26 protein-coding genes and 1 pseudogene are annotated in these 19,966 nt (G+C 66.8%); 21 read left to right on the top strand and 6 right to left on the bottom strand.

Features of this window, described 5'->3' with window-relative positions; translation table 11 throughout:
• Positions 1-21 precede the first annotated feature (21 nt).
• The gene (locus ACTMTF_RS15520) at positions 22-447 is read right to left on the bottom strand and encodes an OsmC family protein (protein WP_441111258.1); all 426 of its coding nucleotides are present in this window, start codon (positions 445-447) and stop codon (positions 22-24) included.
• Positions 448-594: 147 nt separating this feature from the next.
• On the opposite strand from ACTMTF_RS15520, the gene ACTMTF_RS15515 reads away from it, so the two are divergent.
• Positions 595-1,155 carry a sigma-70 family RNA polymerase sigma factor gene (locus ACTMTF_RS15515; protein ID WP_441111257.1) on the top strand — a complete coding sequence of 187 codons (561 nt, stop codon included), beginning with the start codon at positions 595-597 and terminating at the stop codon, positions 1,153-1,155.
• The gene (locus ACTMTF_RS15510; protein WP_441111256.1) at positions 1,155-2,048 is read left to right on the top strand and encodes a maleylpyruvate isomerase family mycothiol-dependent enzyme; all 894 of its coding nucleotides are present in this window, start codon (positions 1,155-1,157) and stop codon (positions 2,046-2,048) included. The genes ACTMTF_RS15515 and ACTMTF_RS15510 overlap by 1 nt, the downstream gene beginning before the upstream one ends.
• Positions 2,049-2,073: 25 nt before the next feature.
• Here ACTMTF_RS15510 and ACTMTF_RS15505 read toward each other — a convergent pair whose 3' ends face one another.
• Positions 2,074-3,435: an ankyrin repeat domain-containing protein gene (locus ACTMTF_RS15505; protein ID WP_441111255.1), complete on the bottom strand. Its 1,362-nt coding sequence runs from the start codon at positions 3,433-3,435 to the stop codon at positions 2,074-2,076.
• Between the two features lie 157 nt (positions 3,436-3,592).
• On the opposite strand from ACTMTF_RS15505, the gene ACTMTF_RS15500 reads away from it, so the two are divergent.
• A complete protein-coding gene (locus tag ACTMTF_RS15500; RefSeq protein ID WP_441111254.1) occupies positions 3,593-4,252 on the top strand; it encodes a DUF1707 SHOCT-like domain-containing protein in 660 nt (219 codons plus the stop codon).
• Positions 4,253-4,367: 115 nt separating this feature from the next.
• Here ACTMTF_RS15500 and ACTMTF_RS15495 read toward each other — a convergent pair whose 3' ends face one another.
• The 4 genes from ACTMTF_RS15495 to ACTMTF_RS15480 form a co-directional block, all read right to left on the bottom strand.
• Positions 4,368-5,117: a sirohydrochlorin chelatase gene (locus ACTMTF_RS15495; protein WP_441111253.1), complete on the bottom strand. Its 750-nt coding sequence runs from the start codon at positions 5,115-5,117 to the stop codon at positions 4,368-4,370.
• 23 nt (positions 5,118-5,140) lie between these two features.
• Positions 5,141-5,869, bottom strand: coding sequence for a phosphoadenylyl-sulfate reductase (locus ACTMTF_RS15490; protein ID WP_441111252.1), 729 nt, complete (start codon positions 5,867-5,869; stop codon positions 5,141-5,143).
• 163 nt (positions 5,870-6,032) lie between these two features.
• Entirely contained in the window at positions 6,033-7,703 is a 1,671-nt protein-coding gene (locus tag ACTMTF_RS15485) for a nitrite/sulfite reductase (RefSeq protein WP_441111251.1), read from the bottom strand.
• Between the two features lie 108 nt (positions 7,704-7,811).
• On the bottom strand, positions 7,812-7,895 hold the full coding sequence (locus tag ACTMTF_RS15480) for a putative leader peptide (protein ID WP_354532976.1): 84 nt from the start codon (positions 7,893-7,895) through the stop codon (positions 7,812-7,814).
• Positions 7,896-8,088: 193 nt separating this feature from the next.
• On the opposite strand from ACTMTF_RS15480, the gene ACTMTF_RS15475 reads away from it, so the two are divergent.
• From ACTMTF_RS15475 to nrdJ, 18 genes and pseudogenes are all read left to right on the top strand, one after another.
• On the top strand, positions 8,089-9,738 hold the full coding sequence (locus ACTMTF_RS15475; RefSeq protein ID WP_441111250.1) for a recombinase family protein: 1,650 nt from the start codon (positions 8,089-8,091) through the stop codon (positions 9,736-9,738).
• Positions 9,739-10,399: 661 nt separating this feature from the next.
• Positions 10,400-10,825 (top strand): hypothetical protein, encoded by a 426-nt coding sequence (locus tag ACTMTF_RS15470; RefSeq protein ID WP_441111249.1) that lies wholly within the window; start codon positions 10,400-10,402, stop codon positions 10,823-10,825.
• 71 nt (positions 10,826-10,896) lie between these two features.
• Positions 10,897-11,151 carry a hypothetical protein gene (locus ACTMTF_RS15465; RefSeq protein ID WP_441111248.1) on the top strand — a complete coding sequence of 85 codons (255 nt, stop codon included), beginning with the start codon at positions 10,897-10,899 and terminating at the stop codon, positions 11,149-11,151.
• Between the two features lie 31 nt (positions 11,152-11,182).
• Positions 11,183-11,965 (top strand): RecB family exonuclease, encoded by a 783-nt coding sequence (locus ACTMTF_RS15460; protein ID WP_441111247.1) that lies wholly within the window; start codon positions 11,183-11,185, stop codon positions 11,963-11,965.
• Positions 11,966-11,973: 8 nt separating this feature from the next.
• Complete coding sequence (locus ACTMTF_RS15455; protein WP_441111246.1) at positions 11,974-12,213, top strand: hypothetical protein; 240 nt, start codon at positions 11,974-11,976, stop codon at positions 12,211-12,213.
• A complete protein-coding gene (locus ACTMTF_RS15450) occupies positions 12,206-12,970 on the top strand; it encodes a phage antirepressor KilAC domain-containing protein (RefSeq protein WP_441111245.1) in 765 nt (254 codons plus the stop codon). The genes ACTMTF_RS15455 and ACTMTF_RS15450 overlap by 8 nt, the downstream gene beginning before the upstream one ends.
• A gap of 60 nt (positions 12,971-13,030) precedes the next feature.
• Positions 13,031-13,852 (top strand): AAA family ATPase, encoded by an 822-nt coding sequence (locus ACTMTF_RS15445; protein WP_441111244.1) that lies wholly within the window; start codon positions 13,031-13,033, stop codon positions 13,850-13,852.
• Complete coding sequence (locus tag ACTMTF_RS15440) at positions 13,803-14,273, top strand: endonuclease VII domain-containing protein (protein ID WP_441111243.1); 471 nt, start codon at positions 13,803-13,805, stop codon at positions 14,271-14,273. Before ACTMTF_RS15445 ends, ACTMTF_RS15440 begins: the two co-directional genes overlap by 50 nt.
• A gap of 2 nt (positions 14,274-14,275) precedes the next feature.
• Positions 14,276-14,401, top strand: a complete 126-nt coding sequence (locus ACTMTF_RS15435; RefSeq protein ID WP_441111242.1) for a hypothetical protein — start codon at positions 14,276-14,278, stop codon at positions 14,399-14,401.
• Positions 14,402-14,413: 12 nt separating this feature from the next.
• A pseudogene (locus ACTMTF_RS15430) lies at positions 14,414-14,602 on the top strand (CHC2 zinc finger domain-containing protein); the annotation flags it as partial.
• Between the two features lie 16 nt (positions 14,603-14,618).
• Positions 14,619-15,257: a toprim domain-containing protein gene (locus ACTMTF_RS15425; protein ID WP_441111469.1), complete on the top strand. Its 639-nt coding sequence runs from the start codon at positions 14,619-14,621 to the stop codon at positions 15,255-15,257.
• 36 nt (positions 15,258-15,293) lie between these two features.
• On the top strand, positions 15,294-15,704 hold the full coding sequence (locus tag ACTMTF_RS15420) for a hypothetical protein (protein WP_441111241.1): 411 nt from the start codon (positions 15,294-15,296) through the stop codon (positions 15,702-15,704).
• On the top strand, positions 15,704-15,847 hold the full coding sequence (locus ACTMTF_RS15415; RefSeq protein WP_441111240.1) for a hypothetical protein: 144 nt from the start codon (positions 15,704-15,706) through the stop codon (positions 15,845-15,847). Before ACTMTF_RS15420 ends, ACTMTF_RS15415 begins: the two co-directional genes overlap by 1 nt.
• The gene (locus ACTMTF_RS15410) at positions 15,844-16,137 is read left to right on the top strand and encodes a hypothetical protein (protein WP_441111239.1); all 294 of its coding nucleotides are present in this window, start codon (positions 15,844-15,846) and stop codon (positions 16,135-16,137) included. The genes ACTMTF_RS15415 and ACTMTF_RS15410 overlap by 4 nt, the downstream gene beginning before the upstream one ends.
• Positions 16,137-16,334: a hypothetical protein gene (locus ACTMTF_RS15405; protein WP_441111238.1), complete on the top strand. Its 198-nt coding sequence runs from the start codon at positions 16,137-16,139 to the stop codon at positions 16,332-16,334. Before ACTMTF_RS15410 ends, ACTMTF_RS15405 begins: the two co-directional genes overlap by 1 nt.
• Positions 16,325-17,143: a metallophosphoesterase gene (locus ACTMTF_RS15400; protein WP_441111237.1), complete on the top strand. Its 819-nt coding sequence runs from the start codon at positions 16,325-16,327 to the stop codon at positions 17,141-17,143. The genes ACTMTF_RS15405 and ACTMTF_RS15400 overlap by 10 nt, the downstream gene beginning before the upstream one ends.
• Before the next feature lie 31 nt (positions 17,144-17,174).
• Positions 17,175-17,870 carry a hypothetical protein gene (locus tag ACTMTF_RS15395; RefSeq protein ID WP_441111236.1) on the top strand — a complete coding sequence of 232 codons (696 nt, stop codon included), beginning with the start codon at positions 17,175-17,177 and terminating at the stop codon, positions 17,868-17,870.
• Complete coding sequence (gene nrdJ / locus ACTMTF_RS15390) at positions 17,867-19,933, top strand: ribonucleoside-triphosphate reductase, adenosylcobalamin-dependent (protein WP_441111235.1); 2,067 nt, start codon at positions 17,867-17,869, stop codon at positions 19,931-19,933. Before ACTMTF_RS15395 ends, nrdJ begins: the two co-directional genes overlap by 4 nt.
• Positions 19,934-19,966: the final 33 nt, after the last annotated feature.

Below are 19,966 nucleotides of genomic sequence, written 5' to 3'. Positions count from 1 at the left end.
TCGCATGCGATCGGGGCCTTGCTAGAGCAGTTCGGCCTTCAGCGTGATCGTCGTGCCCGACAGGGCCTTGCTGACCGGGCAGTTCGCCTTGGCATCCGCGGCGGCGCTCTGGAACTGCTCGGCGGTGAGGCCGGGCACCTGGCCCTTCACGGTGATCACGATGCCGGTGATGCCCTCACCCGGCTGGAACGTGACGTCCGCGCTGGTCTGCAGCGACTCGGGCGGGGTGCCGGCGCCGGCCAGACCGTGCGCGAGCGCCATGGAGAAGCACGAGGAGTGGGCCGCCGCGATGAGCTCCTCGGGCGAGGTCTTGCCGTTGGCGGCCTCGGCCCTGGACGGCCAGGAGACCTCATAGGTGCCGACACCGGAACTGTCGAGCGAAACCGTGCCGGAACCGTCGAGCAGAGCGCCCTTCCACTGCGTGGTCGCGGTGCGAGTCGTCGCCATGGTGATTCTCCTTCTGGTTAGCGGACTTCCGACATTATCTCGATCGAGCAACGTACCTGTGCACCGGCATCCGTCTGCCGTTTTCCGGCGAATAGTGGCATGCTCGGTTCGCGGCACACTCGCCGCCCAGGTCCGTATCACGGGAGTGTGGTGCCAGTGGAGGCGCCGTACGACGACCGTCTGCTGCACCAGCGGGTGGTCGGCGGCGACGAGGCCGCGCTCGGGGAGATCTACGATCGGCTGGCCTCGCTGATCTTCGGTCTGTCCCTGCGGGTCACCAGGGACCGGGTGATCGCCGAGGACATCACGCAGGAGGTGTTCCTGGTCTTCTGGGAACGCCCGCTGGCCTACGACCCCGAACGGGGCACGCTGCGGGCCTGGCTCGCCACCATCGCGCACCGCCGCGCCGTCGACCACGTCCGGGCGGAGGAGCGCCGGCGGGTCTCGGTGCTGGGCCCTCGGCTCTTCGAGCGCGATCCCGACAGGCTGGAGGACGTCGTGCTCGACGCCGACGAGGCTCGGCGGGTACGGCAGGCCGTCGAGGCGCTGCCCGGCGGGCTGCGTGAGGTCGTCGAGCTGGCCTACTTCGGCGGCAGGACCTACCGCCAGGTGGGCGAGGAGTTAGGGGTGCCCGAGGGCACGGCCAAGTCGCGCATCCGGCTGGCGCTGCGCCGGCTGGCGGACGCGCTGGCACAGGAAGAGGTGTGATGGATCCGCTCGAGCGTCTGTACGTGGACGCGCTGCTGGAGGACCCCGAGGAGCCGAAGCGGTCGCTGCGGCCGCAGCTGCTGGCCGGGGCCAGGGCACGGCGCAGGCCGGCGGCCCCCACGGCCGACTGGGCGAGCCCGTACGCCGGCCGCGTCGCCGCCATGGACGCGCTGCTGGCCGCCGCCGTCGACGACGACTGGTCGCGCGTCATCGTCGAGGGCTGGACCCTGCAGGAGCTCGTCGCCCACCTGGCGGCCAAGGACGGCCTGCTCGCGGCCTCGGTCGGCGCGCCCGTGCTCGGCCCCCCGCTCACCGCCGGCGACTCCGCCACTCGTACGGCCGACGTGCAGTCCTACGAGCGGGCCCGCAGCCCCGAGCAGACGCGCAGGGACTGGCGGGCCCAGGCCGACGCCCTGTGCCGCCACCTGGCGAACCTGCCCGCCTCCGCGCCCGCCGCCCTCGACGGCCTGGACGGCCCCGTGTCGGACCACATCCTGGCCAGGGCCCTGGAGACGTGGATCCACACCGACGACGCGGCCCGCACCGCGCGCATCCGCCTGCCGCGCCCGATCCCCGAGCACATCCACCCGACGGCGGACATGTGCGCCAGGCTCCTGCCCTGGACGATGCTGCTGTCGGGGCACGACGCGTCGGGCCGGACGCTCCTGCTGGAGCTCACCGGGCCGGGCGGCGGCGCGTGGCACCTCGCGCTCGGCGTCGAGGACGCCGCCGCCTCCGGCGAGCCCGACGCCCGCATCACGGCGGACGTGGTGGCCTTCTGCTTCCTGCTGGGCGGCCGCGGCGACGGCGCGACCTTCGACGCCGCCCTGGCGGGCGACGTCGCCCTGGCGCGCGACGTCCTCACCGCCGCCCCCGCCCTCTCCGGCCCCTGACCGCCCGCCAGGGAGCGTGCGCCCGTCAGGCCTCGGGGGCGGGCTCGGTCACCAGGTCTCGGGCGTACTCGTCGTCGGACTCCGCCAGGACCCGCTTGACGCCCAGCTCGGCGCGGGCGTCGCCGCGTGCGGCCAGCCCGCGGGTGGCCTCGGCGACGGTACGCAGGTCGCCGTCGTCCAGGCGGTCGGCCAGGGCCTGCCTGAGCTCCGGGGTGTCGGCGTCGAGCCCGGCCAGGCCGGCCGTGGCCCAGTCGCGGACCTCGTCCTCCTCGTCGCGGGTCATCTCGATCAGCAGGGCCAGGCCTTCGGCGTGGTCCGGCGGCAGCACGTCCGCCAGCGCGATCGGGTCGGTCATCGTCCGCCGGTGCCCCTCGCGGCCGATGAGGTCCAGAACCTGCGGCAGGGCTCGCGGGTCGCCCTGGTGGCCCAGCGCGGACAGCACCGAGCGGAGCACCTGCGGGTTGCTCTCGGTGGTGGTCATCTTCTGCAGCAGCGGGAGCGTACGTTCGAGATAGGGCTTCTCATCCTCGGTCACGCCGAACTGGGCGATCGCGTCCACCCCGAACTCGCGCCGCCGGGCGTCCTCGCTGAGGCACAGCGAGGTCAGCGCCTCGTAGGTCTCGTCGTCGGCCCGCTTGATCAGCGTGTCGGCCACCACCCACCACGTCTCGGCGTCCTCGTCGATGTCGCGGTGCGCCAGGGCGCGGGCCACGAGCTCGTCGACCGGCGTGAAGACGTCGGTGGCCTCCTCCAGCAGGGTCGTGATCGCCGCGTGGCCGCGCTGGGCCTGCACCTGCTCCGTCTGCGAACCGTCGGGCGAGCGGCCCGCCACGGTGACCAGCTCGGTGCCGTCCTTGGCGAACTGGCGGGCGACGACGTACTCCCAGTCGTCCTGGGCGATCTGGTCGAGCAGCGCGCTCTCCAGGTGCACGCCCACCCAGTCGGAGGCGATGTCGAGCGGCAGGTCGCCGTCGCCGTCGTACTTCTGCGCGTCCGCCCCGGCCGCCAGCAGCTCGCGCACGACGCCGAGCGAGCCGCGCCTGGCGGCCAGCGTCAGGGGCGTGTCGCCGCCCTCATTGGCGGCGTCGACGTCGGCCCCGGCTTCGAGCAGCAGCCTGACGGTGTCGGTGTTGCCGTTGGAGGCGGCCCAGAGCAGCGCGGTCCAGCCGCCGGCCTCCCTGCCGTCCACCTCGGCCCCGGCGGCCAGGAGCGCCTGGGCGACCTCGACCCGGTCCGTGGCGGCGGCGGCGCACAGCGGCAGGCCGCCGTCGCCCGTGTCCTCGCCTGCCTCGCTGGCGAGATTGGGGTCGGCGCCCTGGGCGAGCAGCTCGCTCACCTTCTCCGACTCGCCGTTCAACGCCGCACGGTAGAGCTGTTCCTCATGCATAAAAGGACCCTAGCCTGGCCCGGCCGCGCCGCGGGACCAGGCCGGGCCCCGATCGCTGGTACGTGGCTGACGTCGATAAGGGTTCAATCCGTTTGATTGACGGTGATTCCTCCCATAGGAGGACCTCGTTCGGCGGGAAACGCGATATGTTGCGAGTATGAGTGACCCTGGGGAGGTAAGAGCCTCCGACGCCGAGCGGGAAGCCGTCGTGGAGCAGCTGCGTGAGGCCTCGGTCGAAGGCAGGCTGACGCTCGCCGAGCTGACCGACCGCACCGAGGCGGCCTACACCGCCACCACCCACGCCGAGCTCGCCCTGCTCACCCAGGACCTGCCGGAGGGCGCCCCGGCGCACACCCCGGCGCAGCGGCATGAGGGCGGCAAGCGGCGGTGGTTCGTCGGCGTCATGGGCGACACCAAGCGGCGCGGCACCTGGCGGATCGACCAGGAGCTCGGCGCGGTGGCCGTGATGGGCGACGTGCTGCTGGACCTGCGCGAGGCCGAGGTGCGCACCGACACCGTCGAGATCCTGGCCGTCTCCGTGATGGGCGACATCAAGATCATCGTTCCCGACGGCGTCAACGTCGACCTCGACGGCATGGCCATCATGGGCGACAAGCGCGTCGACGTGCAGGAGGCGATGCCCGGCACCAGCGCGCCGGTCGTCAGGGTGCGCGCCTACGCGGTGATGGGCGACGTCAAGGTCCTCGGCGACTCCCGCGCCAAGCCGCTCAAGCGGCGCTGGGCGGCCTGGCGCGAGCACTGGCGGGAGCTGCACGGCGAGGACTGGCGCGACAGCGGCCGCTCCATCGGCCACTGAACGGGCGGGCGCTGAAGGGCGCTGGATCGGCACTGGAATCGGCCACGGAATCGGCCACTGGCCCACGCCGCCGCTCTGATGGCCGTCTGAGCCCCGGCAGGGGTCAGGTCACGGGTTACGACGCCGCGAGGGTCGCCGGGCTTCCCAGGGCCGCCTCGTACCTCTCCAGCAGCACCTGGGCGAGCTCGGACGCCGGTCCCAGCACGTCGGCGACCACGTCGGCGCCGGCCTCCAGGGTGGCGCGCCGCACCTTGTCGGCGAAGTAGCCCGGAGCCAGCAGGTAGGGGGCGACCGCCACGCGTGGCGCGCCCGCCCGCTTGAGGAGGGCGACCGCCTGTTCGGGCGCCGGGTCCGCGGCCGAGGCGTAGGCGGGCGTCACGGCCCACCATCCGCGGCCCCACGACCGGGCCATCCGGGCGATGACCGCGTTCGCGCGGGCGTCACTCGAACCGGCCGACACCAGCACCACCGCCGTGTCCGGGTCGCCGGGCGGCACGCCCGCCTCGGCCAGGCGCCGCTCCAGCGTCGCCGACAGCAGCGGGTGCGGCCCGAGCGTCGTGCCGTAGCGCACGCGCAGCCGCGGCTCACGCGCCCTGGCCTCGTTGAGCGCCGCCGGCAGGTCCACCCTGCTGTGGTACGCCTCCGTCAGCAGCAGTGGCAGCACCACGGCCTCCCGCAGGCCGTGCAGCGCCTGCGCGAGCGTCGGGGTCGAATGGTCGAGGTAGGCGGTGCGCACCGGAACCCCCGGACGCGCCCGCCGTACCTCGTCCAGCAGCGCCTCCACCGTCGCGGCGGCGCGCGGATCACGCGACCCGTGCGCCACCGCCACCAGCGGAACGCCGCCCTGGCCCGCCCCGTCTGCCAACGGGACGGGCCACCGGCTGGGAGTTACAGGTGAATGCCGCATTCGACCTTCCCCAGCCCGGCCCAGCGACCACTGCGCGGGTCCTCGCCCTCGGCGACCTGGCGGGTGCACGGGGCACAGCCGATCGAGGGGTAGTTGTCGTAGTGCAACGGGTTGATCAGCACCCCGTTGTCGGACATGTAGTTGTCGACGTCTTCCTGGGTCCACTTGGCGATCGGGTTGACCTTGACCATCTGCCGCTTGGCGTCCCACTCGACGACCTTGGTGCTGGTACGGGTCTCGGACTCGTCGCGGCGGATGCCGGAGATCCACGCCAGGTAGGGCTCCAGGGCGCGGTTGAGCGGCTCCACCTTGCGCAGGTAGCAGCACAGGTCCGGGTTGCGGCCGAACAGGCGGGGACCGAGGTCACGGTCCTGCTCCTGGACCGTGCGCGACGACTTGACGTTGATCACGTTGACGTCGTACACCTGCTGGACCGCGTCGCGGGTGCCGATCGTCTCGGCGAAGTGGTAGCCGGTGTCGATGAACAGCACGTCCACGCCCGGCTTGACTCGGCTGACCAGGTCGATGAGCAGGGCGTCGCTCATCGAGGAGGTCAGGCAGAGCCGGTCCCCGAACGTGGCCGCGGCCCAGCGGATGATCTCGCGGGCGGAGGCGTCCTCCAGGAAGATGGCGGCGGACTCGACGATGTCCTGCAGGTCGAGAGTGCTCCGCTGCTGCCCCAATCCGACCTCGATGTCGACGAGCGTCATATGTTCACTCCGATTCCGAGAAATTTCAGCTTGAAGGCGCGGGAGCATGCCCGGCAGTACCAGCCGGCACCGGAGCCATGGGTTCTGGCGGCGTCGGCCGCTTCCTCGTAGGGCTCCAGGCCCTCGTCACCGCAGTAGGGGCAGTGGAAGGGAACGGCCCGGCTCATTTCAGGTCCGCCTCGTCCGCGCGCTGCACCCAGTCGGCGAAGGCCTCGCCCTCCTTCTTCTGGGCGTCGAAGTTTCGGACGACCCGCTCGATGTAGTCCGGCAGCGCCTTGGCGGTGGTCTTGAGACCGCGCACCTTGCGGCCGAAGCCGGAGTTGACGCCGAGCGTGCCGCCCAGGTGGATCTGGAAGCCGCCGACCTGCCGGCCGTCCTCGTCCAGCATGAGCTGGCCCTTCAGGCCGATGTCGGCGGTCTGGATGCGGGCGCAGGAGTTGGGGCAGCCGTTGACGTTGATGGTGAGCGGCTGGTCGAACGTCGGCAGCCGGCTCTCCAGCTCGTCGATGAGGTCCGAGGCCAGGGCCTTGGTCTCGATCATGGCCAGCTTGCAGTATTCGATGCCGGTGCAGGCCATCGTCTGGCGGCGGAAGGTGGACGGGTTCACCTGCAGGTCGACGGCCTCCAGCTCGGCCACCAGTGAGTCGACCCGGCCCGGCGCGATGTCCAGGATGATCATCTTCTGCTCGAGCGTGGTGCGGACCCGGCCGGAGCCGTGCCGCTCGGCGATGTCGGCGATGGCGTGCAGCTTGTCGGCGTCCAGGCGGCCGACGCGGGGTGCGAAGCCCACGTAGAAGTTGCCGTCCTTCTGCGGGAAGACGCCGACGTGGTCGCGGCGGTTGACGTGCGGAGCCTCCGGCGCCGGGCCGTCGGGCAGCGGCTCCTTGAGGTATTCGGTCTCCAGCACCTGGCGGAACTTCTCCGCGCCCCAGTCGTTGACCAGGAACTTCAGCCGGGCCCTGCTCCGCAGCCGCCGGTAGCCGTAGTCGCGGAAGATGCCGGTCACGCCGGCCCAGACCTCGCCCACCTGATCGCGCCGGACGAACACGCCCAGGCGCTGGGCCAGCATCGGGTTGGTCGACAACCCGCCGCCGACCCACAGGTCGTAGCCCTGCTCGCCCTGCTCGTTGACCACGCCCACGAACGCGATGTCGTTGATCTCGTGCACGGTGCAGTGCGCGGAGCAGCCGCTGAGCGCCGTCTTGTACTTGCGCGGCAGGTTGGAGAAGGCGGGGTCGCCGATGTACGGCATGATCTGGGCGATCTCGCTGGTGGCGTCGAAGACCTCCTCGACGTCGATCCCGGCCACCGGGCAGCCCAGGATCGTGCGCGGGACGTCGCCACAGGCCTCGGTGGTCGACAGGCCCACCGCCTCCAGCCGCGCCCAGATGTCGGGCACCGACTCGATCTCGACCCAGTGCACCTGCACGTTGTGCCGGTCGGTCAGGTCGGCGGTGCCCCTGCCGTACTCCTTGGACAGGTCGGCGATCGTGCGCAGCTGGCGGAGGTCGAGCTGCCCGCCGTCGATGCGCACCCGCATCATGAAGTAGCGGTCGTCGAGCTCCTCGGGCTCCAGGATCGCCGTCTTGCCGCCGTCGATGCCGGGCCTGCGCTGGGTGTAGAGGCCGTACCAGCGCATGCGGCCACGCAGGTCGGCGGGGTCGATCGAGTCGAAGCCCTGCTTGGAGTAGATGTCGATGATCCGCTGGCGGACGTTGAGGCCGTCGTCGTTCTTCTTGAGCTCTTCGTTCTTGTTGAGCGGCTCCCGGTAACCGAGAGCCCACTGGCCTTCGCCGCGCGGGCGCTTGTGATGCCTGCTGGCAGGGGTGCTCATTGCGCGTCCTTCTGGTTTATGGGCGCGCGCAGCGTTCCTCCTGCCTCGTCATCGAGTGCAGGGGACAAATGGAGAGATGCGACGCGCTCAGTCGTGAAAAATCGGCAGTTATCGGGCGTCGCAACAGATGGCACTGCGGACACGCAGAAGGTCGACGTGGCGTCGACCGACGAGCATGGGGTCCGCTGGCATGCTTAGAAGATACTCTGGCCGATCGGTATGTCCAAGACCGGGTCCACAGTCTGGACGTGATCATCCCTGGCGGGGCCAGTCCAGCGGGGACTCCTCGGCCTGCTTCGGGGGCTGGTGCTGGCAGTAGCACTCGGCAAATACCCGTAGCCTGCATCGGCTGCCCCGGCAGCCTGTCACGAAGGGGATCTGTCCAGTGCGAGCGTTATTAGCCGTCCGCCTGTCCGTACTCACCGACGAGACCACCAGCCCTGAACGCCAGCTCGCCACCACCATGGCAGAGGCTGCGCGACGATCCTGGACCGTCGTAGGCGAGGCCGTAGACCTCGATGTGTCCGCCACCAAGACCACTCCGTTCGAGCGCCCCAACCTCGGGGAGTGGCTCAACGACAGGGTAAACGAGTTCGACGCCATCATCTGGGCCAAGCAGGACCGGGCCATCCGCTCCATGGCGGACATGGCCGAACTCACCAAGTGGGCCAAGCAGAACAGCAAGGTCCTCGTCTTCGCCGAAGGGCCCGGAGGCGGAGCACCGATCACCTTCGATCTGTCCTCCGACCTCGTGTCGGAACTCATCCTCATGATCTTCGCCTTCGCGGCTCAGATGGAGGCACAGTCGATCTCCGATCGGACCACCGACGCCAAGGTGTACATGCGCCAGACAGGCCGACACCCTGGAGGGTCCGTGCCCTACGGCTACAAGGCCGTACCAACCCCCAACGGCTGGAAGCTGGTCCAGGACTCTCCCTACGCCCAGATCGTCCGGGAGGTCATCCAGAAGGTGATCAACGGCCACTCCGTTCGTTCCGTGGCACGTGAACTCACCTACCAGGGCGTCCCCACCCCCAAGGACCTGCAACGGATGCGCAACGGCGGGTGGCACCCGCCCATGGCCTGCCGGCCCTGGAACCCTGCGGGCCTGAACGAGATCCTCAAGTCCCGAAACCTCCTGGGCCAGCAGACCTTCCGGGGAGGTGACGGCAGGGGCCCTGAGGAGGTCGTCCGGGGCGCGGACGGCATGCCCGTCAAGCGAGCAGAGCCCCTCATCTCACAGGGAGACTGGGACAGGCTCCAGGAGACGCTGAAGGCCCGCTCGATGCAGAAGTCGAGCACCCGGATAGATGCAGCACTCCTCCTACAGGTGCTGTTCTGCGGGGTCTGCGGGAAGCCCATGTACGGGACCAGCAGTTCGCGGGAGGCCCGCTACTACCGGTGCGCCTCCTCGCGGACGACACCCTGCGGGAATAAGACGCTGGCGGCCGACAAGGCGGAGAGACTCTTCATCAGCCATCTCATGGGAGTGATCGGCAGCCTTCCCCGCCTGGTGGAGAACCGGCTCCCAGGGGAGGACCACACCGAGGAGCTGAAGGAGCTCCAGGCCAACTACGAGGCCGTCTCAGCGCAGTTGGCAACCGCGAGGTCCAGTGCCGCCCGAGCGGCAGCCCAGCAAAGCCTCAGCGCCCTCGACGAGCGCATCGCCGTCCTGGAGGAGCTGCCCATCCTGCCGGCTCGCACTGAGTGGGTACCGACGGGCGAGACCTGGCGGAAGTACTGGGACGGGATCGAGCCTCCGGAGAGGAACGCCTTCCTCCGGCGCTCAGGGGTCCGTGTGAGCTACGTCAAGGTCATGCCGGGTGGCCGGGCCTGGGTGGACGCGTCCAACTCTGATGCGGTGCCTACGGTGCGTTACGAGCCTCCGGCAGTCCCACCGCCGCCGCGGACCAGGAAGGGGGAGCTGTTCTTCCACGTCCACCTCGGAGCCCTGCCGGACCTCGTAGCTCTGGCCACGGGAGTCACCCCTGAGGTGCTCTCGGGCATCCTGCGACAGGACACAGCCGAGGACTAGGTCACGCAAAGTAGCTACCAAATGAGGTTGGTAGTAAATCGAAGACTCTGGTAGTCTGGTGCCTGTCGCCAGCAAGGGACGCCCCCCGAGAGGGGGAAGAACAAGCCGGGGACAGCAAGTTGACAAGCTCACATGAGTTTGGTACCTTGTAGGAGTGGGACGCTTAGGGGCGAGAAATCGCCCCAAAGCGCCAGATTGACAGCCGAACATAAGGTTGGTAGTCTGGAGCAGAGCACCACCGCAGAACGGCCATCATTACGGCCCGGAGGCAAGGTGGGAACGCGCTCGGCAGTATTTGACAGTAGTAACGTGGGCACCGTCGCCAGAAGAACGGTCCGGGAACCAGTAGCTAAGCCCTGAAGGCGAACCGCTGGTCTCGTGAGGTGGAGATATAAAGACGGCTGTCATGGCCGCGCCCCAGTCATCCTAAGGTTCCGTGGAAGATCACGACCGAAAACCGTGGGCCTCGCTTCGGCGAGGCAAGACCGGCTCTGGGTTGGAACCTGTTTGGGAACCCGATTCTGTGCAAGTACATGGATGTTGGTAGTCCGTGTGCTTGCGCGAGCATCGAGCTCCATCTCAACCACCCCCCAAGGTGGAAGCGAGTGCACGAACAGATTGGTAAGATGCAATGATGTCATAATGTACGAGAGGCATAACGGTGGCTAACAGGCTGATCGACCCGCTTGAGCTTAGGCGCATGATCGAGGCCGGGAAGACCTACCGCGAGATCGCAGACCACTTCAAGGTCTCCGTCGGAGGCGTGCAGCAGGCCGTCGAACGTATCGGCATGCAGAAGAAGTCCCTAAGCCACAGGAAGTTCATACCGTGGCGAGTGGCCAAGGAGCATGGGCAGTCTGGCCCAGTGACCTCCCTACGGAACCTGAGCAAGGTAGCCCAGGGCCAGCAGATACCGATCGTCAAGCTCAACTCCGCGCTCCGGTGGGCCACCAAGCTCGACGAGGCGGACCTCGACATCGACTACGACCGAGACACGGGCTTCTTCGAGAAGCCTGCCGACAAGTCGAACTGGCACATCCGCATGGTCCTGGAAGATGTGAAGGAGGCAATGAGCGGGACCTCGTAAGACGGATGGGCGGCCTCAATGATGAGGCCGCTCCTTTTTCTTTTCGCTCGAAACATCAGATTGGTAGCTGAATGTCAAAGATCGGCCCGCAGGACCTGTTCGCCCTCGGTGAGCTCAAGCTCGTCTGGGAAGCCCCAGGCGTCAAGGTGTTCGAGGGGGAGCACCCCAAGGGGGGAACCTACGGCGAGATCCTCGCGGATGCGGGCAAGGCCCGAGTGCTCGACCTCTGCTACGCCATCGAGCACTTCCACGGCAATGCACTCCTGCGTGACGCCTTCAATGAAGACGGCGACATCTGCATCAACTTCTGGAAGGGGACGATCTGACCCATGCCCTCAACAAGGAGATTGGTAACGAGTGAGTAGACGAACATCCGTATCCAGGCTCACCAGCATCGCTCGGTGCGGCCTGTCCTTCCAACTGGAGAGGATCGAGAAACTTCCTTCTCTCCCGGCCGGCTGGACCATACAAGGCATCGCGGTCCACGAGGCCGCCGACGCCTGGGAGAAGTCCTGCCGGACCATGGACGTCTTCGACGCCATTGAGGTCTACAAGAAGGCATGGCGACGGGAGATCGCCAAGGCCGACGAACGCTGCCCGGAACGCTCCAAATGGCTCGTAGGTGGTCGCAAGAAGGTCGCCAACGACCTGAAGGACCGCTACGAGGGCGGGATGGGCCAAGTCGCCGACTACATGAGGGCCAACCTCATGGACAAGCGGCTACGTCCCTACGAGCTCCCCGACGGCTCGCCGGCCGCCGAGGTCGGCTTCGAGGTGGAGTTCCTGGACGTCATCATCCGGGGCTACATCGACATCGTGTTGCAGGACACCGTGACCGGAGCGCTGCTGGTCCGCGACATCAAGACCGGCAGCAAGGCACCGCAGGTGCCGTTCCAGCTCAGCGTCTACCGCAAGGCCGTCAACGAGATCTTCGGCGAGGACGTGACGTGGGGCGACTTCTTCATGACCCGCGACGCCAAGCCGACGGCTCCCGTCGACCTGACCACCCTCGACAACGAGTGGATCGAGCAGTGGTTCCTCAACGCGGCAGCGATCGAGGAGCGCAGGCTCTTCCTGCCCAACCCCGGTGATGCCTGCCGCACCTGCGGCGTGGCCCCGCACTGCCCCCTCATGAAGTAAGGAGACTCATGACTGATCGAGACCTGGTCCTCGCCGAGATCGCCGTGATCTACGGAGAGGTCCTGCCCCCGCACGCCCAGGAAGTTCTCGCGGACTTCTCAAAGATCGAGGACGGGAACCTGATCCACCACTCAGGTGGCGCGGCGCTCGTGTCGCTGTACGACGAGGATCACCCCGTCGCCGAGGCGTACTGGAACACCATCCTGCCCCTGCTGCGGGGGCTCAACGAGGAGGACCCCTATGCCTAGTGAGGTCAAGATCTTCAAGGACGCTCAGGTGGACGTCCGCGTCCTCAAGGAGGGCGACACATTTGTCATCGCCATCGCTGACCTCGCCAAAGCGTGGGGATACAAGCACACCCCCCACCTCTCCCGTCTGCTTGAGGGCGAAGACGAGAAGGGTGTCCGCGAAGTGGACACCCCTGGGGGCAGGCAGAAATTGGTAGTCGTCACGGAGAAGGGCCTCAACCGGCTGGTCTCCACGCTTCGTCGGCCCGAGCTCAAGGAGTGGCAGGACAAGCTCTACGGCGAGATCATCCCGACCTACAACAGGACCGGGATGGCCGTAGACACCGAGCGGGTGGACCTGGACGACCCGGAGGTGGTGCTGGCCCTCGCCGCCAGGGCCGGCGAGCTGGCTCAGAAGTACAGGGCTGAGAGGGACCTGGCTCATGAGAAGGTCGTCGAGCTGTCGCCCAAGGCCGACCGCTACGACCACTTCATGAACACTGCCGAGACCAAGAGCATCCGCGAGGTCGCTCGCATGCTCAAGCCGTACGGCATCCGCGAGCGCCACTTCATCGACGAGATCCTGCGGGACGACTTCCGCTGGATCGACATGCACGGCACGGCTGCCAAGGTCTACGCGGTCAACCAGGGCTACATGACCAACCGGGTTGTCCACAAGCCGACCGGCGAGACGGTCACTCAGGGGCGCTTCACCAAGAAGGGCATCGACAGGACCTTCCACAAGCTGGGCCTCGGTGTCTCGGAGGAGGTGGCTTAGATCCTTCTTCTCTCACATGCCAAGCGAAAAGCGAAGGACGCGGGCGCGCCCATCCCCACGGTGTGGCAGTCCCTCGCCGACGCCACAGTCCACGTCCGCCGCTCCCAGGTGGCGATGGTGGCCGCGGCCCCAGGTGTGGGGAAGTCCGCCTTCACTCTCAATCTCGCCATCAGATCAGGGGCTCGCGGCATCTACATGTCGGCAGACTCCGACGAGGTGACTCAGGCCATCCGGGCAGCGGCCATCATGACCGGTGATCCGGTGCAGGAGATCGAGGCTGCCTACAAGGCCGGCAAGGGTGAGAAGTATGACAAGGCCCTCAGGGAGTTCACGAGGGTCTGGTTCGACTTCGATGCGGCCCCCAGCCTCTCTCAGATCGAAGAGGAGGTCCTGGCCTATGCCTACATGTACGGCATGTGGCCCGAGCTGCTGGTCCTGGACAACCTCGCGAACGTCTTCGATGAGGGAGGTGGCGAGGGCTTCACCGGCCTGGAAGCGACCATGAGCTTCCTGGTCGACCTGGCCCGCAAGACCGAGGCCGCCGTGGTTGTCCTTCACCATGTGGTGGGTGACGCCGAGTCCGGCGATCAGCCGCTCAAGCTCAAGGACATCCGAGGCAAGATCAGTAAGTTGCAGACGCTGATCCTGGGGCTGGCCTACACCGACTCCTTCATCGTCAACGGTGGGCGAGCCCTGGGCGTCTACGTGCTCAAGAACCGCTCGGGCAGGGCCAACGCAGCAGGCGATCTGTTCGTGGAGTTGGAGGCCAATCTCGATCGGATGCTCATCAAGGACTGGGAGTTCACCGGCAAGGCAGGAGGTGAACTGCCTGATGACATCTGGGATGACTCCGTCGAACGGAGGATCCACGAGGGCGTGTAGCCGGTGCGGTAAGAAGCGACAGGCCAAGTTCTACACCGGTCCTCGCGGTCGAATCTGCACCACCTGCCAACGCAAGTCCCGGAGCGAAGCCACCCATCGTCGAAGGGTCGGCAAGACCTACGGGTTAGCGGAAGGCGAGTACGACACCCTCTTCGAGGCCCAGGGCAGCCGGTGCGCCATCTGCCTGGGCACCCGGAAGCAGCGCCTCTCGGTGGACCACGACCACCGCGACAGCGTTGTACGTGGACTCCTGTGCCGGATGTGTAACGGACGCCTGCTCACAGCGGCCAGAGACAGCCCGGACACCTTACGGCGAGCTGCCGACTACCTGGAGAACCCTCCGGCCCTCAGGGTCCTGGGACCTCGCTACGCCTCGGACGAGGCGAACAACAACTCCCGTCAGCGCAGGAGGAAGCGGTAGCCATGGCCAAAGACCACAAGTCGAAGCCCCCGACCGACCTCAAGCGGCCCGCGCCGAGCATCGGCAAGACCACCAACCGGGAGATGCTCTCGGCCTTCGAGAAGGCAGCTTCGCGTAAGACCAAGTAGGAGATTGGTAGCATGGAGCCAATCCCGATCACGCCCCTGCTGGAGTTCTTCGGCGCATCCGTCCCCGAGGTGGTCGAGGGCGGCCGGTGGAAGTCCATCCGGTGTCCGTTCCACGACGACACCCACAAGTCCGCGAGCGTCCGTTACGAAGCCTTTCGATGCCAGGCGTGCGACATGAAGGGCAACGCAATCACGCTGGTGAGGAGGGTAAAACTAAGTGAAGGCGATAGTCCCGAGTCAGTCCTCCAGGAAGTTTACGGAGGAGTCGTCGCTCAAGTACGCAAGCCAGCTCGACGACGAGGCTTTGGCGTATCTGACGGGGCCGGAGAGGCTCCTTACCGAGGAGACGATCACAAGCCACCGGTTCGGCGTCGTCCGTTCACCTGAGCCAGGCCATGAGATGGTGCGGGGCTACATCTCCATCCCCTACCTGACACCGGGCGGGGAGTGCATCTCCATCCGCTTCAGGAAGCTCGGGGAAGGCTCGGGGCCGAAGTACCTGTCCCTGGCCGGCGACATCCCACGCCCGTACGGCACGGACGCTCTGGAGTGGGGCACTAGGAACATCTGCATCACCGAGGGAGAGTTCGACAGGGCCATTGCGGTCCAGTGTGGCCTCCCCGCCACCGGCCTGCCGGGGGCGAACACCTGGGATCCAATCTGGCGGCGACTGCTCGTGCAGTTCGACGCCGTGTTCATCCTGCACGACGACGACGAGCCCGGCCGCGAGCTGGTGGCCAAGGTCGCCAACAGCGGACTCGACAACATCCGCCCCATCCCGATGACCGGAGGAGACGTTACTTCATTCTTCCGGGACCACGGCAGAGATGGGCTCCGAGCCAAACTCGGTGCCTGACCTTTCTATGCAACGAAACAGGAGATTGGTAGCACAGTGACCAGCGAAGAGCTTGCCAAGGAAGTCATGTCCGCCGTCGTCGCCGTCCAGAGCCGCATCCTCGGCGTTGGCAAGGAGCAGTACGACGAGGGCTCGGAGCAGAAGTTCGAGCGGATGAGCCTCCAGGAGGTCATCCAGTACGCCAGGGAGGAGGTTGAGGACGGCATCGCCTACAACGTGATGCTGCGCTACAAGCTCAATCTCCTGGAGAAGGCCGTCGAGGTGGCCTTCAACGGCTACCAGGCCGGGGCCGGCAAGCACTCGAAGCCCGAGCAGGTGGCCGCGGAGCCCCCCGTGGACAACTTCACACCGCCTACCAGGCGGCCCGACGAGTTCTACACGGCCGGCTGGCCGGAGCTGACCCCCAAGTGGGATGAGCTCCGCGACGCCGCCAGGAGGGTCCGCTGATGGATCACAAGCTCATCGAGGCACTGGCCGAGGACGCCTGGCAGACCTACATCGAGCTGACCGCCTGTGGCTTCAGCGACGACCAGGCACTCAAGCTCATCCCCACCGTTATGTACGCCGCCGAAAGAAGGGTCAACCTGTGAAGGTCTCTGGAGAGTGGGAGCTGGCTCCCGACGAGCTGGCCGCCATGTTCGCGGCCAAGGGCTGGGGCTACGACACCGAGCAGGGCCTGACCATCCCGAACGCGGACACCATCGAGGCGATGCTGGCCAAGATCGTCACGGAGGTCTTGAACAACGAGGAAGTGATCGCCGTCCAGGGCGGCCGGTTCATGGTCTGGAAGGACCCGGACATGCCCAACAGCTACGACCTGTTCCTCAACCTCGGTTACATCTGGGACGAGGACGCCCTCGGTGAGGAGGAGATGGTGTGATGCTCCTCCAGCGAGCACGCTACGCCGCACTCAAGCGGCACAAGAGGCGTCAGCAGAACGGGCTCTGGTGTGAGCCCGGTTGTGCCTTCCACCGACAGAAGACGGCCGAGGATCACTGGGCCACGCACACCGGAGGCTGGACCTTCATGTACGTGGACACCGTCGATCGGCTGGCCAAGGAGGGCCTGTGGGATTGACCAAACGCATCGTGGTGGTCTCGGACGTACAACTGCCGTTCGAGGACAAGCGAGCACTCAAGAACGTGCTCGCCTTCATCGGCGAGTACCAGCCCGACGCTGTCTACCAGATCGGCGACCTGATGGACTACCCGACACCGAGTAGGTGGTCCAAGGGCACCAGGAGCGAGTTCGAGCAACTCGTCATCAAGCACAGCGACTACGGCAAGCTCCACTTCCTGGAGCCGCTGCGCAGGGTCTACAGCGGACACCTCGGCATCCTGGAGGGTAACCACGACGAGCGCCCCAGGGTCTACCTGGCCCAGAACGCGCCCGCCCTGGCGGAGTTCGCCGACAGTCTCCACTTCAGCAAGCTGCTCGACTTCGACGGCTTCGGAGTGGAGCTGGTCAAGCCCTTCTTCAAGGTAGGACCGGACACGGTCCTGATCCACGGCCACGAGATCAAGGGCATGTCTCAGATCGCCGGCACGACGGCCTTCAACCACGCGATGAAGGCCGGGGCCAACGTCATCATGGGACACACCCACCGCCTTGGTGTCCGCAGGCACACCTCCCAGTACATCGGGGGCAAGGCCACCAGGCGCTGGGGCTTCGAGGTTGGCAACCTCATGGACGTCAAGAAGACCCAGTACCTCGGCGCTGGGGGCGTGGCCAACTGGCAGCAAGGCTTCGGCATCCTCTACGTCGGCAAGTACGACGTGTCGCCCTATGCCATCGACATCTGGCCGGACGGCTCCTTCGTCGTGGAGGGCGAGCGCTACGGAGCGCTCAAGCGCGGCGGAGACGGCAAGTTCGCGACAGCCGCTTAACCATGCCCAGATCCATCAGATTGGTAGCGAGTTGAACGAGATCTCACCCGAGCACACCGCGCTGCTGGTGCAGGTCGCAGCGGCGATCGGTAAGAAGTTCGCCAAGCAGTACCCGGCCGTAGAGGCGGAGGACATCTCCAGTGAGGTGACGACCACCGCACTCACCCACTGGAGCCACTACGCCAAGGCCCTGAAGAGGGCGGCCGAGTACGACAAGGCCGAGTACGAGGTCCTGCACTACCAGCTCTCGCTGAAGGCCCGAGAGTACTGCGGCAAGCAGCACTACAGGTACATGGTCGACCACCCGCAGGCGCTCGTCTACACGCCCAAGGAGGTTAGAGCCCTCCTCCAGGAGTGCTACTTCGATCCGGAGGCGTACGAGACCCCAGTACGGGATGAGCACCTCGGGGTCGCGGTCGAGGCCAAGAGTGTCTGGGCCAACCTGATGGACGTCCGGGACGCGCTCCACCGCGTGTCCGACAAGACCCACGACATCCTTCTCGCCGCCTTCGGCCCGAAGGGCCCGGACGACCCGACCCCGGACAGCCGGCGCGTGAGCGACGCCGTGAACGCGGTCACCCGAGAGCTGAACAAGCACCTCAACCAGCCCCGGCACAAGCACGAGGGCCCAGGTTCCCGCAAGGCCGTCCCCAACGGCTACGCCAACTACCTGACCAGCGCAGTCAGCGCGAGCTCCACCTACAACGCATTGGAGAACTACTCTTGACCGACACCAACTTCGGACCGACCGGCCAGGCCGTCTACGAGCGGACCTACAGCCGGACTAAGGCCGACGGCTCCAAGGAGACCTGGCCCGAGACCGTCGATCGGGTCGTCCACGGCAACCTGGACCTTGTCCACTGGAACCCCGACGACTACTTCAGGGAGAGCGTCGAGCTCGCCAACCTGATGGAGTCCTTCGCCGTCCTCCCGGCCGGTAGGCACCTGTGGGCCTCCGGCGTCAAGGGCAGGCAGTACCTGTTCAACTGTCACACCGCGGGCTGGACGGATCGCTTCAGCGAGCACTTCGAGTTCACCTTCCTCCGCCTCATGGAGGGCGGGGGAGTCGGCTCGAACTACAGCTCGGACTACACCTTCCGCTACGGACAGGTGCAACACAGCCTGAGGGTCCACATCGTGTGCGACCCGAGCCACCCGGACTACGCGGCGATGAAGGCCGAGGGTCTTCTCTCCGAGGAGTTCAGCCACGAATGGGACTGGCCCCTGGTGGTGCCTGACTCCCGAGAGGGTTGGGCTGAGGCGCTGTCCGATCTCCTGGAAGCCCACATGCGGCCGGACACCCAGCACCAGGACCGGGTGTTCGACGTCTCCAACGTCCGCTGTGAAGGCAGCAGGTTGAAGACCTTCGGCGGGACGGCCTCCGGGCCGGCACCACTGGCCAGGATGCTCCACCAGGTGTCCGAGGTTCTCAACAACCGGGTCTTCCAGCGCGAGGTGGACGTCTGGGTGGGTGGCAGTGTCACCCCACTGGACGCCATGGAGATCGACCACGCCATCGCCCAGTGTGTGGTGGCCGGCGGAAACCGTCGCAGCGCCCGCATGGCGCAGCTCCCCTGGAACGACCCGTACATCGGGGAGTTCGTCCAGTGCAAGAAGGATGGAGGCCACTGGACGACCAACATCTCGGTGATCATCGACGACGACTACTTCCAGGCGCTCAACGGCGTGACCCCACTGGCCTCGGACTACATGAAGGCTTGGGATCTTCTGGACATCATCGCCCAGGGCATGCTCACCAACGGCGAGCCCGGCATCTGGAACAAGTCGTTGTCGCAGGTGGGGGAGACCGGCGAGGTCTTCGCGACGAACCCTTGCGGTGAGATCGCCCTGGAGCCCTTCGAGAACTGCAACCTGGGCCACCTCAACCTGGCAGCCTTCGTCAAGGACGGTGCCTTCGACACGTTGGCTGCGGTGAAGGCCGCGAGGCTGATGACCCGGTTCCTGATCCGGGCCACCTTCGGGGACGTCAACGACCCTAAGCAGGCTGCGATCCTTGCCAAGAACCGCCGCATCGGGGTGGGCCTCTTCGGAGTCCAGGAGGCCCTGGCCCTCATGGGCGTTCGCTACAGCGCCGCTCCCGGCACCGCCTACGTCAGGGCCATCTTCCGCAAGCTCAAGCAGGCCGTCAGGGACGAGGCCCGGAAGTACGCCTTCCAGCTCCGCATCCCCGAGCCGGTCAAGGTGACCACCCTGGCACCTACCGGCAGCATCGCCAAGCTGCCGGGGACGACGGAGGGTGGGCACTCGATCTTCGCCCGCTACTACATCCGCCGCATCCGGTTCTCGACGGTGGACCTCGATCAGCGAGCCCAGGTGGAGATCTACCGGCACCAGGGCTACAACGTGGTGGACGACCCGCAGGCGGCCAACACGGTGGTGGTCGAGATCCCGACCAAGGAGACCGTGGTCGAGAGGGTGGAGGCGGCCGGCTGGCCCGGTGAGATCGTTGAGTCCGCCGACGAGCTGACCTTCGACCAGCTCCTTGCCTTCCAGGAGATGCTCCAGACCGAATACGCCGACAACGCGGTGAGCTTCACCGCCAACCTGGACCCCGAGAAGTACAGCTCGGAAGCCCTGGCCGACATCCTGGCGAACCGCCTGCCCTTCCTCAAGGGAACCACGGTCTTCCCCGAGAAGGGATACGAGCTCGCCCCCTACGAGCGGATCACCCAGCAGGAGTACGAGGACTGGGTCAAGGCCACCGGCCTGACCAACGTCGAGGACGGTATCGATGAGGACTGCGCCTCGGGGGCTTGTCCGATCAGGTAGGGATCTTACTTCTTCATGCCCGAATACATGAGA

Source organism: Nonomuraea sp. ZG12 (genome assembly GCF_052068115.1).
Classification (GTDB): domain Bacteria; phylum Actinomycetota; class Actinomycetes; order Streptosporangiales; family Streptosporangiaceae; genus Nonomuraea.
Note: the sequence above shows the minus strand (reverse complement) of the source record. Positions and strands in the feature narration are given on the sequence as shown.